At 69.3% G+C, this 16,557-nt stretch carries 15 protein-coding genes; 10 read left to right on the top strand and 5 right to left on the bottom strand.

Annotated features, from left to right (window positions below; genetic code table 11):
• Positions 1-64 precede the first annotated feature (64 nt).
• The 3 genes from BHE97_RS01230 to BHE97_RS01220 all read left to right on the top strand — a co-directional run bounded on the left by BHE97_RS01230 (position 65) and on the right by BHE97_RS01220 (position 2,804).
• On the top strand, positions 65-760 hold the full coding sequence (locus tag BHE97_RS01230; RefSeq protein WP_087622205.1) for a type 1 glutamine amidotransferase domain-containing protein: 696 nt from the start codon (positions 65-67) through the stop codon (positions 758-760).
• Between the two features lie 92 nt (positions 761-852).
• Positions 853-2,397, top strand: coding sequence for a choice-of-anchor G family protein (locus tag BHE97_RS01225; protein ID WP_087622204.1), 1,545 nt, complete (start codon positions 853-855; stop codon positions 2,395-2,397).
• Positions 2,398-2,537: 140 nt separating this feature from the next.
• Complete coding sequence (locus BHE97_RS01220; protein ID WP_087622203.1) at positions 2,538-2,804, top strand: LPXTG cell wall anchor domain-containing protein; 267 nt, start codon at positions 2,538-2,540, stop codon at positions 2,802-2,804.
• A 243-nt stretch (positions 2,805-3,047) separates the two neighbouring features.
• Here BHE97_RS01220 and BHE97_RS01215 read toward each other — a convergent pair whose 3' ends face one another.
• The 3 genes from BHE97_RS01215 to BHE97_RS01205 all read right to left on the bottom strand — a co-directional run bounded on the left by BHE97_RS01215 (position 3,048) and on the right by BHE97_RS01205 (position 6,806).
• A complete protein-coding gene (locus BHE97_RS01215; protein WP_087622202.1) occupies positions 3,048-4,199 on the bottom strand; it encodes an acyl-CoA dehydrogenase family protein in 1,152 nt (383 codons plus the stop codon).
• A 6-nt stretch (positions 4,200-4,205) separates the two neighbouring features.
• Entirely contained in the window at positions 4,206-5,366 is a 1,161-nt protein-coding gene (locus tag BHE97_RS01210; protein WP_087622201.1) for an acyl-CoA dehydrogenase family protein, read from the bottom strand.
• An 84-nt stretch (positions 5,367-5,450) separates the two neighbouring features.
• Complete coding sequence (locus BHE97_RS01205; protein WP_236757473.1) at positions 5,451-6,806, bottom strand: threonine/serine exporter family protein; 1,356 nt, start codon at positions 6,804-6,806, stop codon at positions 5,451-5,453.
• Between the two features lie 106 nt (positions 6,807-6,912).
• On the opposite strand from BHE97_RS01205, the gene BHE97_RS01200 reads away from it, so the two are divergent.
• The 4 genes from BHE97_RS01200 (at position 6,913) to BHE97_RS01185 (ending at position 11,022) form a co-directional block, all read left to right on the top strand.
• On the top strand, positions 6,913-8,892 hold the full coding sequence (locus BHE97_RS01200) for a DUF6541 family protein (RefSeq protein ID WP_087622199.1): 1,980 nt from the start codon (positions 6,913-6,915) through the stop codon (positions 8,890-8,892).
• Positions 8,893-8,961: 69 nt separating this feature from the next.
• A complete protein-coding gene (locus BHE97_RS01195; RefSeq protein WP_087622198.1) occupies positions 8,962-9,696 on the top strand; it encodes a glycosyltransferase family 2 protein in 735 nt (244 codons plus the stop codon).
• Positions 9,696-10,076, top strand: coding sequence for a DUF2304 domain-containing protein (locus BHE97_RS01190; protein WP_087622197.1), 381 nt, complete (start codon positions 9,696-9,698; stop codon positions 10,074-10,076). The genes BHE97_RS01195 and BHE97_RS01190 overlap by 1 nt, the downstream gene beginning before the upstream one ends.
• A complete protein-coding gene (locus tag BHE97_RS01185) occupies positions 10,066-11,022 on the top strand; it encodes a glycosyltransferase (protein ID WP_170931185.1) in 957 nt (318 codons plus the stop codon). Before BHE97_RS01190 ends, BHE97_RS01185 begins: the two co-directional genes overlap by 11 nt.
• Positions 11,023-11,081: 59 nt before the next feature.
• Here the strand turns inward: BHE97_RS01185 and BHE97_RS01180 are convergent, their stop codons facing one another.
• The gene (locus BHE97_RS01180) at positions 11,082-12,308 is read right to left on the bottom strand and encodes an oligosaccharide flippase family protein (protein ID WP_087622195.1); all 1,227 of its coding nucleotides are present in this window, start codon (positions 12,306-12,308) and stop codon (positions 11,082-11,084) included.
• A gap of 43 nt (positions 12,309-12,351) precedes the next feature.
• Between BHE97_RS01180 and BHE97_RS01175 the strand changes: the two genes are divergently transcribed.
• Positions 12,352-13,104 carry a glycosyltransferase gene (locus tag BHE97_RS01175; protein WP_170931184.1) on the top strand — a complete coding sequence of 251 codons (753 nt, stop codon included), beginning with the start codon at positions 12,352-12,354 and terminating at the stop codon, positions 13,102-13,104.
• Between the two features lie 95 nt (positions 13,105-13,199).
• Here BHE97_RS01175 and BHE97_RS01170 read toward each other — a convergent pair whose 3' ends face one another.
• On the bottom strand, positions 13,200-14,078 hold the full coding sequence (locus BHE97_RS01170; protein ID WP_087622194.1) for a glycosyltransferase family 2 protein: 879 nt from the start codon (positions 14,076-14,078) through the stop codon (positions 13,200-13,202).
• Positions 14,079-14,313: 235 nt separating this feature from the next.
• Between BHE97_RS01170 and BHE97_RS01165 the strand changes: the two genes are divergently transcribed.
• On the top strand, positions 14,314-15,285 hold the full coding sequence (locus BHE97_RS01165) for an alpha/beta hydrolase (protein WP_087622193.1): 972 nt from the start codon (positions 14,314-14,316) through the stop codon (positions 15,283-15,285).
• 52 nt (positions 15,286-15,337) lie between these two features.
• Positions 15,338-16,557, top strand: a 1,220-nt coding sequence (locus BHE97_RS01160; protein WP_140399925.1) for a DNA polymerase III subunit gamma and tau, incomplete at its 3' end; no start/stop codon positions are given.

The following is a 16,557-nucleotide window of genomic DNA, read 5'->3' as shown; positions in this document are numbered from 1 at the left end:
GCCGCTCCGGTGAGCGACACTGGGACCGAGCCGCCGACGGCGACATCCCGAGAGAGGTTCGACCTTGACCAAGCGCATCCTGCACGTGGTGACCAATGTCGGCCACTACGACGATCCGTCCCATCCCACCGGACTGTGGCTGTCGGAACTGACCCATGCCTGGGAGGTGTTCGAGGAGCACGGCTACGAGCAGTCCATCGTCAGCCCGGCCGGGGGCGCCTCTCCACTGGAGCCGCGATCGCTGAAGTTCCCCAATGACGACAAGACGGCGAAGGCCTGGCGCGCCGATCCGGCCAAGATGGCACTGCTGGAGAACACGCGGAGTCCCGAGGAGGTCGACTCCGCCGGCTACGATGCCATCTACTTCACCGGCGGTCACGCCGTGATGTACGACTTCCCGGACAGCGAGGGCCTCCAGCGGATCACGCGCGAGCTCTTCGAGCGCGGAGCGGTCGTCTCCTCGGTCTGCCACGGCTACTGCGGTCTGCTCAACACGCGGCTGTCCGACGGCTCCTATCTGATCGCCGGGCGTGCGATGACCGGTTTCGCCTGGCGCGAGGAGATCCTCGCGCGTGTCGACAAGCTCGTGCCCTATAACGCGGAGGACGAGGCCAAGAAGCGCGGTGCCCGCTATGAGAAGGCCCTGCTGCCCTTCGCTCCGTACACGGTCGCCGACGGCAGCCTGGTGACCGGTCAGAATCCCGGGTCGGCCAAGGCGACGGCCAAGAAGGTCGTGGCGGTGCTCCAGACGAACGGTTAGACCCTCCGAGATCCCGATGTGAGGCGCGTAACCTCCGACCGAGCGCGTCGTTGAGACGGTCACTAGTTCCGTTCTCGTACAAAGGCACACATATGAGGTATCTCGGATCCGGCCTGGTGGCCGCGAGCCTCGGTGCGGCGCTCGTCCTCGCGCCGCTCCCCGCTACGGCAGACGATGCCGTCGCCTACTCGTCGTACGCAGAGTCGCAGTTCCTGGCCGGCAAGAACGCTCTCGGCGAGCTGGTGAACATCGTCGGCGACGGGGTCGAGGAGGAGGGAGCCTCCTCGCAGTTCCCCGAGGGAGGCGAGCAGTTCACCGAGAGCCCGCTGCAAGCCGTCGACCGTCTGACGATCCCGGTGGGCGACACGCTGCTCGGCAGCGAGATCGGCGCAGTGGGCTCATATGCGCAGACGGGCGCCGCAGGCCTGGCCTATGCGGCCAGCGGCGCCGTCACGAAGGACGGCATCATCCACGCCGGCGGAGGGTCGCAGCCCGCCACCAGCAATGCCACGCTGGCCTTATCGGGTGGTGCGCTCGAGCCACTCACCGAATACATCGCCGACCTGCGCCTCGATCTCGGCGCGGTCACCTCGCAGGCCCGCTACGAGAATGCCGGCAGCGAGCTGTCGCGCGGCTACTCGCTCGCCGGTTCCCGGCTCGTGCTCGAGGTGCCCGCACTCGCGGCACTCTCGAACGGGCTCGGCGCGGGTGAGGCGCAGATCCCCGAGACGCTGGAGATCAGCGGCACCGCGCTGTGCAGCACCCTGCTGGGCATCCTCCAGCTTCCGGACGCGGCCTGTGCCGAGCTGCCCGATCTCGGCAAGATCGAGGTCTCCGGTCTGAACGCCATCAGCGAGGGCATCGAGGCCACGACCGACAGCGGCATCTCCTTCGACCTGTCTACCGGTTCGATCGTCGTGGATCTGGAGACGCTGCTGAAGAGCCTCGGGATGGACCTGAACAACCTGCCCGAGAACACCGACCTGCTGAACACGATCCTCCCTGCGCTCGCGGAGAAGCTCCCCGAGCTGGTGGGGCAGCTGGTCACCACGGTCGAGAACCTCATCGGCCAGCTCACGGTCACGGTCACACCCCCCGGCGGCGCGCCCGTTGAGCTCCCGTTGGATCAGCTCACCGGCCCGCTGGCCGAGGCGCTCGGCCTGCTCAGCGAGAACCTCGAGAACGCGCTCGAGCAGCTCGCCGCCCCGCTCGCGGGTGCGCTCGACCAGCTCACCGAGGCGCTCGCGAGTATCGCCCAGATCCTCGTCAACGTCCCGAACGAGTACGCTGCCCGCTACAACGGGGATGTTCAGCTCAGCGACCACGCCGCGTCGATCTCGGCGCTGCGGGTGAAGCTGCTCGCCGTGATGGGCGAGGAGGGGCAGCTCGCCGATCTGCTGCTCGGCAACAGCCTCGTCGACACCGCGGCCACTCAGGTCCCGGCGTGCACGACGGACTGCGACGGCGGCGATGGCGAACCCGGCGGCGACGATGGAGCCGGTCCCGGCGGCCTGCTGCCGAGGACGGGCGCTGAGCTGCTCGCGCCCGTGTTCTTCGGCGGACTCGTGCTGCTGGGGATCGGCTACCTCCTCCTCGGACGCCGAGGTGACGATGAGGATCCGCTCAGCCTGAGCTGATCGCTCCCTGACTGAAGGGCCGTGCCGGGGGCGCGCGGCCCTTCGTCGTCTCCCGTGCTGCGGATGAAGCAACCACCCCGGCAGGTTCGAGGTAGCCTGGGGCGATGTACCGGTCCCGCTCTAGCTCCCCAGGGGTCGCCGTGGGTCAGATCGTCCATCCGTCGGTGCCTCGCCGGCTCTCGGCTCGCAGTTCGCTGCGATGGTTGATGGCCGTCCTCATGGCCGCATTCGCGGTGATCGGCGGAGCCCTTCCGGCCTCCGCCGATATCGGTCCGTCCATGTCGGTGGATGGTGCTGGGCTGCCCGGCACCGGTACTCAGGTCGGCCTCATCGCCGTGCTGGTGGCGGTCGCTCTACTGGTTCTCGGACTCGTGGTGCTCCTCCTCGCCCGCCGCAACCGCCACTGAACCTGCCGCTCCGCGGGCGGTGAGCAGTCAAGCATCAACCGGTCAGCGAGGTGGTTGACTCCTCACCGTCGCCCGGTCCCATGGCAGGGCGGTAACTGGTCAACCGGGGAGCTGGCGGCGATAAGTTGACTGCTCACCGATGCGTCGCAGGGCAGGCGAGACGGTGAGTGATCAACCAGGGCTGGAGTGCCGGGGTGGTTGACAGCTCACCGCCCACGCGAGTTCCGGGAGTGCGGTGCGGGCTCAGCCGATCGGGTCGAGCACCTCGTGATCGGACACGGCCGCTGCCAGCCGGGCCCGGTGGTAGGCGCCGTCGCCGATGAGGTGCTCGATCGCCGTGAGGCGGCTGGTGTAGTGACCGACGCTGTACTCGGCGGTCACGCCGATGCCGCCGTGCAACTGGATCGCCTCCTGGCCGAGGTGACGTCCCGCGCGACTGATCTGCAGGGCCGCCTGCGACGCTGCCGCCGTGACATCGACCTCGGCACCCTCTGTGGCGGCATCGAGGACCATCGTCGCCCATGCGGCGGTGCTGCGCGCCAGCTCGAGCGCCGTGTACATGTCGGCTGCCCGGAAGGTGAGCGCTTGGAAGCTATTGAGCGTGACGCCGAACTGCTTGCGGGTCTTGAGGTAGCCCACCGTCGTCTGCAGCGCGGTCTCCATCGCGCCCACGGCCTCGTGGGCGTAGGCGATCCGAGCGGCGTCGAGTGCCCGGCCCAGCAGCGCGGACTGGTCGGCGCTCACATCGCCGAGCGGTGTGGCCGGCGTGCCGTCGAAGCTCACGCGAGCCGCGCGAAGGCCGTCGTGGGTCGTGTAGCCGCCTCGCTCGAGACCGTCGGCATCGGCGGAGACCAGGAACAAGCCGGTGCCCGCCTCAGTCGCGGCGCTGACGATGAGCACATCGGCACTGGCGCCCCACGGGACCGGCTCCTTGACTCCGGACAGGGTCCAGGCGTCGCCCGAGGAGGCCGCCGTCACCGCGGCCGGCGTGGCGTCCCAACGACGCCCGGCCTCGAACCAGGCGAGGATCGGCAGGCTGGCACCCTCAGCGAGGGGTGTGAGCAGCTCGGCTGCCTGTGCTTCGTCGGCGGCTGCGGCGATCAGACCGCCCGCGAGCACGACGGACTCGACGAAGGGCTCGGGGGCGAGCACGCGCCCGAGCTCCTCGGCGACCAGGGAGACCTCCACCGGGCCGGCGCCCATACCACCGAGCTTCTCGTCGAAGGGAAGGCCGAGGATGCCCATCTCGGCGAGCTTGCGCCAGGTCCCCTCGCCGTAGCCGGGCTCGGCCTTGACCACCTCGCGGCGGGTCTCCGAGGAGTCATAGGCCTTGGTGATGAGGCCACGAACGGCGCCCTGCAGAGCCTCTTGTTCGGAGTCGATGCTGAAGTCCATGTCAGATCACAGTCCTAGGATCGTGCCGGCGATGATGGTGCGCTGCACCTCATTGGACCCGCCGTAGATGGAGGTCTTGCGGTAGTTCAGGTAGGTCGGTGTGGCGAGTCGTGCCCACTCGGGCACGGTGCTGTCGTCGCCTGCGCCCGAGGAGATCGAGGCGGGACCGGCCACGTCGACCGCGAGCTCGGTGACCGCCTGCTGCAGCACAGAACCCTGCAGCTTCAGGATCGACGAGGCCGGATCGGGCTTGCCGTCGGCGGAATTGCCCGCGACACGCAGTGCCGTCAGCTCAAGGGCCAGCAGCTCGTTCTCCAGATCGGCGATCCGCCCGGCATAGGCGGGATCCTCCAGCAGTCCGAGCGCGATCGCGTGCTCCTTGACCGTCGCGAGATTGCGCTTGGTGGCACCCACCGAGGCGATGCCCGTGCGCTCATTGCCGAGGAGGAACTTGGCGTACGTCCAGCCCTTGTTCTCCTCGCCCACGAGGTTCTCGGCCGGCACGCGGACATTCTCGAAGAAGACCTCGTTGACCTCGTGTCCGCCGTCCAGAAGCTCGATCGGGCGGACCGTGAGGCCGGGGGTGGTCATGTCGATGAGCAGGAAGCTGATGCCCTGCTGCTTCTTCGGCGCCTCGGGGTCGGTGCGCACCAGGGTGAAGATCCAGTCGCCGTACTGGCCGAGGGTGGTCCAGGTCTTCTGCCCGTTGACCACGTACTCGTCGCCGTCGCGGACCGCGACCGTGCGCAGCGAGGCGAGGTCGGAGCCGGCATCGGGCTCGGAGAAGCCCTGCGACCACCAGATGTCGAGACTGGCCGTCGCGGGCAGAAAGCGCTCCTTCTGCTCCTGCGAGCCGAAGGCCGCGATGACGGGGCCCACCATATTGGTGTTGAAGGTCAGCGGCGCGGGAACGCACGCGAGGGCCATCTCCTCATGCCACAGGTGACGCTGGAGCTGGGTCCAGTCCTTGCCACCCCACTCGGCGGGCCAATGCGGCACCGCGAGCCCGGCGTCGTTGAGGATGCGCTGGCTCTCGACCATCTGCTCCTTGGACAGCTCGCGGCGGGCCCGGACCGTCTCGCGGATCTCCTCGGGAATCTGAGTCGTGAAGAACTCCCGGAGCTCCGCGGCGAACTTCTCGTCCTCGGGCGACAACTGCAATCTCATGGTGGTGCTCCCTCGTGGCTGAGCGCTTGCTACTGAACGGTAGCCGATGCTCCGGACACGCGAAAGCGCGGTGGTCGGGTGCGCTCAACGGGGGCGCCGGCGGAGCCGTGGGCCGCCCTTCTGCTCGGCGCGGCGGGGGCGGCGGCGCCCCTTGTCCCGGAACGGCCCGACGAGGCGCGGACCGGCCAGCCGGCGCTCCAGCCGACGAGTCTCGCGGGCCAGCGGCTGCGCCAGATACTCCCCGAAGATGACCCCGGCGGCCAGGGCCACCGCGATGGCTGTGGCCGTGATGCCCTGGAAGATGCCCGACAGGTTGTTCTCCGCCAACTGCGAGAGTGCGCGGTAGATCGTCAGACCCGGGAGCAGCGGGACGATCGCGGAGACCACCACGACGAGCGCCGGCACGCGGCACCAGCGGGAGACCGGGTAGCTCACGATGCCGATCAGCACCGCCGCCACCGCTGCGAGGAAGGCGCGGTCGACATCGGCATTGACACCCGCCACGAAGATCGACGCGGCGATACCGGCGATCAACCCGATGGGCAGCAGAGTCCGCCACGGGGCGTGGGTCGAATGGGCGAAGGTCATCGCGGCGACGGCACCGCCGAGGGTCACCGCCAGTAGCTGGGACAGCGGAGGCAGGGTCGTCGAGTTGGAGATGTCGACGCCCAGCCAGCCGCCCACCATGATGCCGCCGCTGACCCCGACGATGATGCCCGCGGTCGACAGCATCACCTCGAAGATCCGGGCCCCCGCGGTGAGGTAGTAGCCGGTCAACGCGTCCTGGATCGCGCCGATGAAGCCGAGTCCCGCGAGCAGCACGACGATATTGGCCGAGATCACGAGCGAGGGGTTGACGGGCACATGCAGCGCCGCCGTGCCGACCGCGAGCAGCGAGGCGCAGAGTCCTCCCGCGATCTGCACGTAGAAGTCGGGCAGCCGATAGCGCGCGAGTCGCCAGCGTGTCAGCTCGATGAGCCAGGCCGCGAGGGTCGCGATGAGGGCGACGATCCAGTCTCCGCCGATCATGAACGCGACGCCGGCGCTCAGCAGGCCGCCGCTGGTGATCACGGACCAGCGAGGACGGGTATGACCGCGCGTGGAGATGGTGGCGATCTCACGGCGTGCCTCGTCCAGGTCGACGTGATCGGAGAGCAGCCGCCGGACGAGGTGATCGACATCGGTGAGGTCCTCGAAGTCGGTCTCCCGGTGATTCACATTGCGGCGCAGCGCGAGGGGGACGTCATCGATGCTCTCCTGATGCATCACCGTGAGCATCACATAGGTGACATCCACATAGGCGCCACGGAGGCCGAAATGGTGGCAGATCGAGGACATCGTGGCCTGGACATCGGCCGTGCCCGCACCATTGGCCAGGAGTGTCTCCCCGACGCGGAGCGCGAGGTCCATGATGCGCAGAGTCCGCCTCGGTGTGTCCACGGCTTCCATTGTGGCGGCGTCGGCTACCTTCGACAGGCGGGGCGGGCCGGCGAGCCGGGTCCGGGCCGCCTGCCGGGGACCCGGCACTCATCGAAAGGACGCCCGCGTGCTCGACTGGATCATGCTGGGGCCGGCCGTCATCGTGGCGGCGGCCCTCCTGGTGCTCCCCGGTGCCACGCTCGCGGCCGTCCTCGGCGTGCGCGGTTTCGGCATCCTCGCGGCCGGCGTGCCGATCAGCGTGACCGTCGTCGCCGGATCCGCCATCCTCGCGCCATGGGTGGGTCTGCGCTGGAGCCTCGTGCCGGTCGGGTTGACCTGGGCCGCCCTCCTCCTGGTCGCGTGGGCGCTGCACCGCCTCGTCCGGCGGCTGCGGGCCTTCGAGCGTCCGCCGGCGTGGCGCCGTCGCCCAGCCTCGCCCTGGCCGGGTCTGGTCGCCTGGGTCCTCGGATCGCTCTACATGACCTATCTGGTGGCGCGGATCCCCGGAACCCCGTCGGCCTTCTCGATCCGCTTCGACAACGCTTTCCACCTCGGCGCGACCCGCTACGCGCTCGAGACCGGCAATGCCTCGGCCTTCCACGTCTCCGGCTTCGCGAGCCTCGACGGTGTCGCGAGCCTCTACCCGGCGGCCTGGCACGGCTTCCTGTCCCTCGTCGTCCAGACCACGGGTGTGACCCTGCCCGAGGCCTCGAATGCGCTGATGATCGCCGTCGCCACGGTCGGCTGGGTGAGCGGTTGCGTGTTCCTGGGGCTCGTGGTGAGCCGGCACCGGATCCTGGCGGTCGTCGCAGGTGCGGCACTCGCCTGCTGCTTCCACACCTTCCCGTTCCTCCTGCTCAACTACGGCACGCTGTATCCGAACTTCCTCGGTGTGTCGCTGCTGCCCGTGATGCTGGGACTCACGGCCATCCTCCTGCGCGTACGCGGGGTCCAGCCCGAGGTCACGCGCGGCACCGCCCTCCTCGTACTGGGCGCGTCGCTACCCGGACTCCTGCTGGCGCACCCCAACACCGCCCTCGTATGGGCTCTCCTGACCGTGATCCTCGCGTCCGTCTCGGCCTTCGAATGGGCGGTCCGGTCCTCGCAGCGGGGTCGTGCGCTGGTGACCGCCGCTGTGGTGACCCTCGCGCTGGTCGCCGTCACAGCGGCGGCGTGGTCCGTGATGCGGCCGCCGCGCGACGAGTCGCCCTGGGCGCCCTATCGCGAGCTGCCGGGTGCGGCCTGGGAGCTGGTCACCAACTCTCAGGTGTTCAGCCCGATCCCCGTCTCGGTGTCGGTGGCGATCATCGTGGGGCTCGTCCTGCTCGTGCTCAAGCGGCGGTTCGCCTTCGTCGCGGTCTGGGCCGTCATCGGCGCGATGTTCGTGATCACGGTGGGAGGGCCCGATGGTGATCTCCGCTGGTTCGTCTCCGGGGTCTTCTTCCAGGACAACCTGCGCGTGGTGGCCCTCACCGCCGTGAGCGCGATGGCCCCGGCGATCATCGGCTTCGTCGCGCTGGCGCGCTGGTGGATGGCGGCAGTCACCTGGGCAGCGCGTCGCCTCGGTGTGGACTCGGCTCGGACCCGCGGACGGGTCGCGCGGGTCGCGCTGGCGGTCATCATCGTGCTCGGGATGTTGGTCGCCTACAGCCGTGCCGTGAACCCGGCGCTGCACTGGGCTCGCGAGGCCTACACGATCACCGACCGTTCGTACCTGCTCGATGCTGACGAGTGGGCGATGCTCCAGCGCCTCCCAGAACTGGTACCCGAGGACGCCCTCTTGATGGGTGAGCCCCGCTCGGGCACCCCCTTCGTCTACGCGCTGACCGGTATCCGCGTCGCTCCCGCGTACATGTATGTGATCGCCAACGAGTCCGAGGAGACGATCCGCACACAGCTCAACCGTTCGGATGCCAACGAAGGCGTGCGCGATCGGGTGTGTGAGGCCGTCGACGACCTTGGTGGCGATGTCTACGTCCTGAACTTCCAGCGTGGTCGCTATCCCTGGATGTACCGCGGGCTCAACCGGCTCGGCCCGCCGGTGGTGGAGGAGATCGCGCGTGAGGGCGATGTCACCCTCGAGCGAGTCACGATCTGCGAGCGCTGAAGAGTATCGAACGATTCATCGGTGGCGGTCCAGCGCCGGTGGAGCGACGCCGTTAGGCTCTAATGCGACATGACAGCCTCAGCCGTGCCGCGCACGCTGGTGATCGTCCCGGCCTGGAACGAAGAGGCCAATATCGGCAGCACCGTGCGCGAGATCCTCCGGGCGACGCCCGATTTCGACGTCGTCGTCGTCGACGACGGATCCACCGACCACACGGCGCGCGAGGCGCGTGCCGCGGGGGCGGTGGTGCTCCAGCTCCCCTTCAATCTCGGTGTCGGTGGCGCCATGCGGACGGGCTTCCGTTACGCCGAGCGCCACGACTACGACCGCGCGATCCAGGTCGACGCGGACGGGCAGCACGATCCGACCGAAATCGCGAGGGTTCTCGAGGGCCTGGAGGTGGCCGATATCTCGATCGGAGCGCGCTTCGCCGATCGCGGCGGATACACGGTCCGGGGACCTCGGCGATGGGCCATGGTCCTGCTCGCGTGGGTTCTGTCACGGCTCGCGCGCACGCGGCTCACCGATGTCACCTCCGGATTCCGGGCGGCCAATCGACGCGCGATCCGGCAATACGTCACCTACTACCCGGCCGAGTATCTCGGTGACACGATCGACTCACTCGTCGCGGCCCTCGGGGTCGGATTGAAAGTGACCCAGGTGCCCGTCGAGATGCGCCAGCGGCGCCACGGCAATCCCAGCCAGCATCCGATCGGGGCGATGGTCTACCTGTTCCGCTCGGTCTTCGCGCTGGTGTTCGCGGTCCTGCGTCAGCCCATGGGCGCTCGGGAGGAAACCCTCTGATGCTCCTCGCCATCACCGCGCTCACAGTGCTGTTCATCGCCGCGGTCGTCACGATGCTGCTGCGGCGGCAGCTGCAGGAGAAGTACGCGGTCCTCTGGATCGTCATCGGCGTCGCCATGCTGATCCTGGAGCTCGTGCCGGGTCTGCTCGGCTGGCTCTCCTCCGTCGCCGGCGTGCAGGTGCCGTCGAATCTGCTCTTCGCGATGGGTATCGCGATGCTGCTCGGGGTCTGCCTCCATCTCTCCTGGGAGCTGTCGCGGGCCGAGGATGAGATCCGGCGGGTCGCCGAGGAGGTCACCTTGCTGCGCGCCGAGTTCGAGCGGCGCACCGACGGGGTCGCACCCACCGACGATCCGGAGGCGGTTCCCGATGACGAATGAGGCCACGTGGGCCGTGGTCTCGGTGTTCGGCCCCGACCCGTCGCTGCTCACGCACCTCGACGCGATCGCGGCCCAGACCGTCCGTGTCGTCGTGGTGGACGATGGCACGCCCGTACCGGATCTCGAGGTCTTCGCCGCCCTCGAGGGTCGAGATGATGTCGAGCTTCTCCGGCAGCCGCGCAACGCGGGCATCGCGGCGGCATTGAACCGCGGCATCCAGGCCGCCTTCGACGGCGGCGCCGATCGGGTCGTGACCTTCGATCAGGACTCGCTGCCCTCGCCGGACTTCGTCGCCGGCCTGTCGGCGGAGCTCGACCGGGCCACGGCACGGGGCGCAGTCGATCCTGCTTTCGTCGTGCCGGAGTTCTGGGCGACGATCCGGCAGGTGAGCCGGACGGCCGAGGACGGCACGCTCGTCGCCATCCGCACGATCCAGTCCGGCATGCTGCTTCCTCGTTCTACCTGGGAGCATATCGGGGCGATGCGCGAGGAGTTCTTCATCGACCTCGTCGACGAGGAGCTGGAGCTGCGGGCGCTGAGCTCCGGGATGGTGCCCATCGCGGCGCCCGGGGTGGCGCTGCACCACCACCTCGGCGCGGCCTACCGCCGGCCGGTCCTCTCGGGAGGCTTCCGCGGGTCTCCGCTGCCGCCGATCATCACACTGAGCACGCCCTTCCGCTACTACTACCGGGTGCGGAACCGGCGGGTCGTCAATCGTATGTACTGGCGGCGGTTCCCCGTCCGGCTCGCGGTCGAGACCGTCATGGAGATCCTGCACCTCGTCGAGGTGCTGCGCTATGCGCGTCCTCGCGGCCCGGTCTGGGCCGCGACGCGGCGCGGATGGCGCGACGGACGCAAAGGGTCGGCGATGGGCCGCATCCCCGCGGAGCTGGAACCCGGCCTGCGAGACGTTCGCTGGGCCCTCGAGCCGACCGGCCGCCCCTGACCCGCACCGGCCGCGATCGGGTGAAGGACGCCGTGCCGCCGCCCTGTGCGAGTCAAGCCCTATGCGGCGCGAGTGCTGTCGGCGAGCAGGCGCCACGCCGGGATGACGATCGCGACCATGATGACCAGCTCGGCGGCCACCATGCCCCCCGCGATGATCTCCATGGCGCTCATCGCGGCACCGACCAGCATGATCGAGAGACCCACCAGCGAGGACACGCACGTCACGACGAAGACATAGCGATACCGCCCGTGCGGGATCATGACATTGCGGATGAACGGCGTCGTCGATGAGATCGCGAAGAAGGCGGCACCGAACAGCGCCGAGGCCGTCCAGGTCGCCGCATTGTCGGCGCCCATGACGATCGAGCTCGCCCATGGGCCCAGTGCAGCAAGTCCGATGCCTCCGGCCGCCCCGAGCGCACCGTGCGCGATGATCGCCAGTCTGTGCCGGGCCCGCGGATCCTCCGCATCGGGTTCCAGTACCCAGCCCTGGAAGGCGTTCCCGAAGGCGACGACGGCGATCAGCCCGAAGCGGTACATCGTGTTCGCGGACGCGAAGCTGTCGGCGGCGGAGGTCGCCAGACTGCCGGTCGCGATCGGGGTGGGTGTCGAGCCGTAGCTGTTCGAGACGGTGTCGATCGCCGCGGTCGGCACCTGTCGGCGCAAGGCGACGCGGATCTCGCCGGCCTCGAGCCGCCTGAGATCGTGGCCGCGCAGGGTCGCCCAGGCGTGCCAGCCGAAGGCGATGACGCAGCTGAGGGTGAGCACCACCGCGTACCAGGCGATCTCGCCGGTCACCAGGATGAGCGCCGCGCCCGCGGCGGCGGCACCGAGCCGCGGCAGCACGTCGTAGACCGTCAGCAGCCCCGGCTGGCCGGCACCGATGCAGAACCAGGCCGGAGTGAACCCCGCCACGGCGGTCGCCACGGCGATCGCGGCGGCGGCGAGACGGTAGTCCGGGGTCGCCACCCATGAGGCCACGAGCGCGGACGCGGGCAGGACGACCACGGCGGCGACGCCACGCGTCACCAGGCTCTCGAGCAGGATCCGCGCCCGGTCCGCGGGATCGGGGTGCTGGGCGATCCGGACGGGTCCGACGATGCCCCAGCCGAAGGTCAGGACGATCATGGCGATCAGGCCGACGCTCTGCCCGGCAGCGAAGCTCGCCCACCCGCCGGTGCCCGTAGCGCGGGTGATGACGGGGATGATCAGCAGCGGTGCGATCGCCGCGAGGACCGGGCCGCCGGTGAAAGCCGCTAGCCTCGTGGTGATCGACCGTCCCATGATCGAGGAGTCTACGGTGGGGCATCGCAGCGAGAGGGGACCGATGGGTGAGCGAGCGGATGACCGGATTCGCGTGAGCGTCTGCCTGGCCACCTACAACGGCGAGGCTTATCTCGACGAACAGCTGGACTCGATCCTCGCGCAGCTGGGGGATGCCGACGAGGTCGTCGTGGTCGACGACGGCAGCACGGACGGGACCCTGGAACTGCTCGCGCGGCGCGACGACCCCCGCATCGCGGTCCGGCGGACCGAACGCAATCTCGGCTATGTCGGCGCTTTCGGGCAGGCGATGGGGATGGCTCGCGGCGCCTATCTGGTGCTGAGCGATCAGGACGATGTATGGCCTCCGGGGCGTGTCGAGGCGCTCGTCGCGGCGCTGACCGATGCCGAGGTCGCGGTGGGCAATGTCGTCGACCTCGACGGTCACCGGCCGCTGCCGTCACCGGTACGCCGTCGCCCCTGGCTGCTGCGGTCGCGCACGTCTGGGCAGCACCGGAGGAATCTGCTGCGCATCTGGGCGGGCGTGATCCCCTATTTCGGCTCGGCGATGGCCTTGCGCCGTGAGGTGCTGGAACGGGTGCTGCCGTTGCCCCCCTATCTGTCGGAGTCCCACGATCTGTGGATCGCCACGGTCGCCAATGTCGACGGCTCGATCCGCCATCTCGACGATGTGGTGGTGTGGCGCCGCCTCCACGAGACGAATGCCTCGACCTCGCGGCCGCGCTCGATCGTCCCGGTGTTGCGAGCCCGGCTCATGCTCCTCCGGCTCGCCCTCGAGGCCCGTCGCCGGCGGTGACCTACGCACCCCACGTCCGGGCCGGCGGTGACCTACGCACGTGTCAGCGGGTGTCGAGAGGTGCGTGATCCACCGCGCCCACTCGCGCTCGCCGGTCACGGACCCGCGAGGTGTGCGACCGCGGAGGCGATGCCGGCGCGGTCACGGCGCAGCAACGCCCCCGGCAGCACTGTCGCGGCATGCAGTCGCGAGAAGATCCGCACCCGGGCCGCCCGCGCGGTGCGTCTCCACCCGTGCTCGACGGCCAGTCGGCGTGCGAGGCGGTAATAGCGCCTCTCGTCGCGGAACCGCGATCCTCCCGTGAGCGCGGCCATCGAGGCGCTCCCCTCATGGCGTCGGTAGACGAAGGCCTGCTCGGGGACATAGACGAGCGAGCCGCCGGCGAAGGCGATGTCCATCAGCAGCGCGAGATCCTGGATCACCGGGAACCCGTCGCGGAACTCATGACGACGCAGGGTCTCGGTCCGGAAGGTCAAGGAGGGCCAGTACAGCCAGTTGCCGCGGATCAGGCTCGTCGCGAGATCCTGGCCGGCGAGCACGGTCTCCCCGCGCGGCGCGAGCAACTGCCGCTTGACCCGGTCGACGAGCGGCCGCGAGGGGTCCCCGTGCTCGTCGACTACGCGCACGCCGGGCTGCACCACGTCGACACCCGGGTGTCGCTCGATCGCGCCCTTGACGATGCGCACGAAGCCGGGGTCGAGGAGGTCGTCGCTGCCGGGGATGCAGACATAGTCGGCGGTCGCCCGCTGTGCCGCCTGGGCGAAGTTGGCGGTGATCCCGATGTTCTCCTCGTGGCGGACATAGCTGATCCGCGGATGCTCGCGGTAACGCTCGTAGGCGGTGAGATCGGGGTAGTGGTCGTCGAGGATCGTCAGCGTCCAGTCGTCGTCATCTTGCGCCAGCACCGAGTCCACGGTGAGCGCGAGCAGGTCCGGGTCGCCCCAGTAGGGCACGACGATGTCGACGGCAGCCACAGTCCGCACCCTAACCCTTCCCCGGGCACCGTCCTCATGACGGCGCGGGGCGGGACCGAAGCCGATGCATCGTGGCGGCCATGGCGACCCCGATGCATCGTCATCGGTTCGCTACGAGACCGAAGCCGATGCGTTACGGCGGCTATAGCGACCCCGATGCATCGTCATCGGTTCCACGAAGTGCCGCCGCAGTGAGGCGCGGAAGCCTATCCTGGCGACGGCGAAAGGAACGGACATGCGCGTCGACTGGACCACCGACCTGCTCGGGAAGCCGTACGAGCGGCACATCATCGAGCTCGGCGACGATCCCGACGGCGAGGGCACGATCACGGCGACTCTGGTACGGCGGGTGTTCACGGGTTCGCCACGCGCCGCGGTGATATACGTGCACGGCTTCAGCGACTACTTCTTCCAGACCGAGATGGCCGAGTTCTATGCCGAGCGGGGGGTCGCCTTCTACTCGCTGGATCTGCGCAAGTGCGGCCGCTCGCTGCGCGACGGGCACACCGCGCACTATGTCTCCGATCTCGCGTACTACGATGCCGAGCTCGACGAGTCGCTGCGCATCGTCCACGAGGAGACGGGCCTCCCGGTGTACCTCGCGGCGCATTCGACCGGTGGGCTCATCGTCCCGCTGTGGCTGGATCGCCGCCGCCGCGCGGGCAGGGTTGACCCGCCGGTCGCCGGGGTCATGCTCAACAGTCCGTGGTTCGACCTGCAGGGGGCGCCGTGGATGCGGAGCGTGGGCACGCAGGCGATTCGGCTCGCCGCGCGGGTGCGTCCGGGACTCGTCCTCCAGCTGCCCGAGGCGGAGGCTTACGGATCGAGTCTGCACACGTCCCGGGGCGGCGAGTGGGACTATGAGCTGGCGTGGAAGCCCCTTGGCGGCTTCCCGGTGACCGTCGGCTGGCTCAACGCGGTCCGCCGGGGTCAGGCCCGGTTGCACCGCGGGCTCGACATCGGGGTGCCGTCCCTCGTCCTGCGTTCGGACCGCTCGCGCATCGTGAGCCGGTACACCGAGGAGGTCGAGACCGCGGATGCCGTACTCGACGTGCGTCAGATCGCCCGCTGGGCCGGCTGCCTCGGCGACGAGGTCACCTCAGTGCCGATCCCGGGCGCCCGCCACGATGTCTTCCTCTCCCGCAAGGAGGCTCGCGACCACGCCTATGAGGTCCTCGGCGACTGGCTCGATCGTCACCTGCCCTGAGCCGGCCTCGGTCCACGCCGGACGTGTCCCCGGGGGCGGTTAGGCTCGTGGCGTGGACGCACCCCTGGCTCTGTACCGTCGCTACCGGCCCGAGACATTCGCCGAGGTCATCGGCCAAGAGCACGTCACCGACCCCCTGCGTCACGCCCTCGCGGCCAATCGGGTCAACCATGCCTATCTGTTCTCCGGACCGCGCGGATGCGGCAAGACCACGAGCGCGCGCATCCTGGCCCGCGCGCTCAACTGTGAGCAGGCACCCATCGCCGACCCGTGCGGGGAGTGCCAGAGCTGCCGGGACCTCGCTCGCGGAGGACCGGGCAGTGTCGACGTCATCGAGATCGACGCTGCGAGCCACGGCGGTGTCGACGATGCCCGCGATCTGCGCGAGCGCGCGTTCTTCGCGCCCGTCAACAGCCGGTACAAGGTGTACATCATCGACGAGGCCCACATGGTCTCGCCGCAGGGCTTCAATGCGCTGCTCAAGCTGGTCGAGGAACCGCCGCCCCACTTGAAGTTCATCTTCGCCACCACCGAGCCGGACAAGGTCATCGGTACGATCCGGTCGCGGACCCATCATTACCCCTTCCGTCTGGTCCCGCCCAAGCAGTTGGGCGAGTATCTGATGCAGCTGTGCTCCGCGGAGGGCGTGACCCTCGACCCGCGTGCCCTTCCGCTGGTGGTGCGTGCGGGCGCGGGCTCGGTGCGCGACACCCTGAGCGTGCTCGATCAGCTGCTCGGTGGTGCCGGACCCGAGGGGGTCACCTACGAGCTGGCCGTCCAGCTGCTCGGCTACACGCCGGACTCGCTGCTCGACGAAGCGGTCTCCGCCTTCGCCGCTCGTGACGGCGGCACGGTGTTCTCGGTGGTCGACAAGGTGATCGAGTCCGGCCAGGATCCACGCCGTTTCGCCGAGGATCTCCTGCAGCGACTGCGTGATCTGGTGATCCTGGCGGCTGTTCCCACGGCGATCGAGACCGGCCTGCTCGATGTCCCGGGGGATCGTGGCGAGCGTCTCGCGCAGCAGGCCTCGGGATTCGGGCCGTCCGAGCTCACCCGTGCCGCGGATATCGTCAGCACCGCCCTCGTGGACTTCCGGGGGGCCACCGCCCCGCGGCTGATGCTGGAGCTGATGTGCGCGCGGATCCTCGTGCCCGGGGCGGACAATTCGGTCGAGGGATTCCAAGCGCGTCTCGAGCGCATCGAGCGCCGCCTGTCCGGGGGCGGCACCGCCCCGGCCCCCGATCATGCTCCCGCCCCCGGACAGGCGGCGCT

Origin of the sequence: Aeromicrobium sp. PE09-221 (assembly GCF_002174305.1) — a bacterium.
GTDB lineage: Bacteria > Actinomycetota > Actinomycetes > Propionibacteriales > Nocardioidaceae > Aeromicrobium.
The sequence above is the reverse complement of the archived record's forward strand: the minus strand, read 5'-3'. Positions and strand labels throughout refer to the sequence as shown.

Excerpts from the sequence above, each read along its gene's own strand:
- BHE97_RS01225 (WP_087622204.1), top strand. The coding sequence starts at position 853 with ATGAGGTATCTCGGATCCGGCCTGGTGGCCGCGAGCCTCGGTGCGGCG.
- BHE97_RS01215 (WP_087622202.1), bottom strand. The coding sequence starts at position 4,199 with ATGGACTTCAGCATCGACTCCGAACAAGAGGCTCTGCAGGGCGCCGTT.
- BHE97_RS01210 (WP_087622201.1), bottom strand. The coding sequence starts at position 5,366 with ATGAGATTGCAGTTGTCGCCCGAGGACGAGAAGTTCGCCGCGGAGCTC.
- BHE97_RS01195 (WP_087622198.1), top strand. The coding sequence starts at position 8,962 with ATGACAGCCTCAGCCGTGCCGCGCACGCTGGTGATCGTCCCGGCCTGG.
- BHE97_RS01190 (WP_087622197.1), top strand. The coding sequence starts at position 9,696 with ATGCTCCTCGCCATCACCGCGCTCACAGTGCTGTTCATCGCCGCGGTC.
- BHE97_RS01185 (WP_170931185.1), top strand. The coding sequence starts at position 10,066 with ATGACGAATGAGGCCACGTGGGCCGTGGTCTCGGTGTTCGGCCCCGAC.
- BHE97_RS01180 (WP_087622195.1), bottom strand. The coding sequence starts at position 12,308 with ATGGGACGGTCGATCACCACGAGGCTAGCGGCTTTCACCGGCGGCCCG.
- BHE97_RS01175 (WP_170931184.1), top strand. The coding sequence starts at position 12,352 with ATGGGTGAGCGAGCGGATGACCGGATTCGCGTGAGCGTCTGCCTGGCC.
- BHE97_RS01165 (WP_087622193.1), top strand. The coding sequence starts at position 14,314 with ATGCGCGTCGACTGGACCACCGACCTGCTCGGGAAGCCGTACGAGCGG.